Source organism: Shuttleworthella sp. MSX8B (assembly GCF_000524295.1).
In the GTDB taxonomy this organism is placed as follows: Bacteria; Bacillota; Clostridia; order Lachnospirales; family Lachnospiraceae; genus Shuttleworthia; species Shuttleworthia satelles.
This window is the reverse complement of the sequence record NZ_JAQT01000007.1, coordinates 1-2,632: the sequence shown is the minus strand read 5'-3', so window position 1 is coordinate 2,632 and position 2,632 is coordinate 1. Positions and strand designations below refer to the sequence as shown.

The 2,632-nt window shown below is 40.0% G+C and carries 4 protein-coding genes; all 4 read right to left on the bottom strand.

What is annotated here, in order from left to right:
- Window positions 1-220: 220 nt before the first annotated feature.
- The 4 genes from HMPREF1508_RS01185 to HMPREF1508_RS01170 all read right to left on the bottom strand — a co-directional run bounded on the left by HMPREF1508_RS01185 (window position 221) and on the right by HMPREF1508_RS01170 (window position 2,364).
- A complete protein-coding gene (locus HMPREF1508_RS01185) occupies window positions 221-784 on the bottom strand; it encodes a hypothetical protein (protein ID WP_035436400.1) in 564 nt (187 codons plus the stop codon).
- A 2-nt stretch (window positions 785-786) separates the two neighbouring features.
- Window positions 787-1,104 carry a hypothetical protein gene (locus tag HMPREF1508_RS01180; RefSeq protein ID WP_032734300.1) on the bottom strand — a complete coding sequence of 106 codons (318 nt, stop codon included), beginning with the start codon at window positions 1,102-1,104 and terminating at the stop codon, window positions 787-789.
- Window positions 1,105-1,202: 98 nt separating this feature from the next.
- Window positions 1,203-1,517 (bottom strand): hypothetical protein, encoded by a 315-nt coding sequence (locus HMPREF1508_RS01175; RefSeq protein ID WP_032734301.1) that lies wholly within the window; start codon window positions 1,515-1,517, stop codon window positions 1,203-1,205.
- Window positions 1,518-1,737: 220 nt separating this feature from the next.
- A complete protein-coding gene (locus tag HMPREF1508_RS01170) occupies window positions 1,738-2,364 on the bottom strand; it encodes a replication protein (protein ID WP_049906802.1) in 627 nt (208 codons plus the stop codon).
- Window positions 2,365-2,632: the final 268 nt, after the last annotated feature.

The following is a 2,632-nucleotide window of genomic DNA, read 5'->3' as shown; positions in this document are numbered from 1 at the left end:
TGTGGTGGGCATTCTTTTTAAATACTCACTGAGAGCGAGCGGATATCCTCTATGGATCCGATTCGTTAAATCCATATTTTGATTCCGTACGCATTCAACCAATTTAGATTGGCAAGGATAGGGACTTCGTCCCTATAACCCTCTTAGGCTGACACTTCATTCCTTCGCGCTACACTAAACGTTCCGCTTGTCGTCATTCCGCGTCAGCCATAGGGACTAGTTACTCCTTACGAGCAAATTCATTAACGGCACGACTCAAATAGCCATCACGACCATGCTTATGCTCTTCGTATTTGATGATGAACCAGTTAAGCGGCGACTCTTCATATCGCACTAGCTGGTCAGCAAGTTTACAAGCGTAATACTTGCAATCGCTTAATTCGTTTTTTAGGTCTGTATTTTTATCCTTTAATGCCACAATCTTTTTATCGGCATCATCTATTTGGTTCTTTGCAATCCTAAGTTCCGAAGCAGTATCACGCTTATCTTGAACCAACTGTTTTTTAACATCTGAAAAGTTTGTAATTTCCGCTAGTACAGCATCCAATTTCTTATCAAGAAGTTCAACGTTTTTAAGACGTCCAATATCCAGCGCTTTACTCTCACTGAATAACTCAACAACCTTTAGAGCAAATTGAAGCCAACTAGATAAAGAATTCTGATAATCCATCTCATCACAAGCTTCAATATATTCAAGAAGACGATTACGACTTAAAAAGTCACGATACACAGCACCAAGCAACTGGTCGCCTTTAGCTGGAAACTTTCTAGACTCATCTACCATAGTTACTTCACCTTCTTAACATCGGAAGCTGTAAACCAGATAATGTTGCCGCCTTTATCTCGGTTATAGCTCGTGTGAATAAAGAGGTCCGTGAAAGTAACCATACCTGGCGTAATTGTGCTTTCAAGGTCATCAAATGATTCAATAGTCACGTTAATGATATCGGGCTTTTGGTCACCAGAGTCACAAGGAATTGCTTGTACTCGCCATTTAGGCGTTCCGCTTGCTGAAACGTCCTGCTCATTATCTGTACCATACTTAAATTTCTGGCTGACCCCTAGAGCAATGAAGTCATTATTTAACAACTTAAACTTGGACATAATTAATCCTTTCTATTTGTGTTTGATATATGTCCAAGCCGCCAACTTGCGTTATGATTATTTTGCCGATAGTCGTTACGCAAGTGACGACTTTTTTCTTAACGAATAAATCCGTACTTTTTGAATTTTCTAGCGTCTTCTCGCCAACCTTCACGTTCGATTGGTTCTTGAATTTCCTCGTCCCAGCCTATCCACTGCTTTCCCACGTTATCGTTGTAGTAAATAATTCCGCACTTAACCAAAGCTCTAAAAACGTGAGTCATCGGCACATGAAGTTTCTCAGAAATATCTCTAACTTCTTCAATATCCGAACAGGACATCGTAAAACTAACCCTATCAGTATCAACTCGCTCAAAATCACCTTTCCTCAAAACCACTCTCCCACGAACTCTATCGACATCAGTAGTATCCATATTTAACACCTCCAATCACATAAACGGTTACTTGTGTAATTATAGAGCAAACGTTACATTAAAGCAAATTTTACTCATTTGTAACTATACGCAACATAGCAATCTTTAAGACACACCAAAATCTCACTAGTAACAGATTGTTACTAGTCCATAACCTGCATGAACAATGAACAATGGACACATGGGGGAGGGTCGTAGTACCTCCCCCATGTACGTATCCCTAGATATCCGAATCTGGAATATCCGAATTTGGAATATTCTCGTCCTCAACGTAACCGTCAAAAGTACCTTGATTCATTTCCCATTGCATAGACTTAAGCCAAGCCACTAAAAACACAGTTCTGCTACTGGTGAGAACTCTAAACCAATCAGTTCGATATTGCCGAGCATATAAAGCTAATCTAAAGAATGAATAACATCCCTGTTCAAGACACCAATCCATCATCTCGCCAATAGCTGTATCTGTATCAGCTGCTGATTTTGTTGTTTCTAGGTAATCAGTACCTCCAAGGCACTCAACATCAGAAACGTTATATTGTGCCTTCTCTGGGTTATCTAAGTGGCACAAATATCTTGCATAAGCACGGATATCTTTACATTCTTCTGGACGAGTGGCATTCAGTTTATCTGTAATCTCTTTAACTTGCTCAAAAGTCTTAACACCTTTAAAGGTAAGGATTACGTGGTAATGCTCTTTTTTATGTTCTCCATCTGCGTTTACATCATCACAGTGAAGTGGAGAAACATATCCAGGGACAAGCATATCTCTTAAAATCTGTCTCCAATTTTCTGGAGCACTTTCTGGATACAGAACAAAAACCCAGTTACGTTTTCTCTTGTCCGCCAAAATAAAACCTCCTGTTCAGGAGGTGTGTAATGTCTTTGAAGTTCCACAGAAAGACGCTATACTTATATCTATGGGACGTTAATCGACTTCACCACCTCGGTTTTCGTCGCTATTCGAACGGCAATTCGAATAGCCACTGCCATTATTTTACACTAGCCCGCCCACTACTTTGTGTGGTGGGCATTCTTTTTAAATACTCACTGAGAGCGAGCGGATATCCTCTATGGATCCGATTCGTTAAATCCATATTTTGATTCCGTACGCATTC

Bases quoted from the DNA above. Each gene is read 5' to 3' on its own strand.
- HMPREF1508_RS01185 (WP_035436400.1), bottom strand. From the start codon at position 784: ATGGTAGATGAGTCTAGAAAGTTTCCAGCTAAAGGCGACCAGTTGCTT.
- HMPREF1508_RS01180 (WP_032734300.1), bottom strand. From the start codon at position 1,104: ATGTCCAAGTTTAAGTTGTTAAATAATGACTTCATTGCTCTAGGGGTC.
- HMPREF1508_RS01175 (WP_032734301.1), bottom strand. From the start codon at position 1,517: ATGGATACTACTGATGTCGATAGAGTTCGTGGGAGAGTGGTTTTGAGG.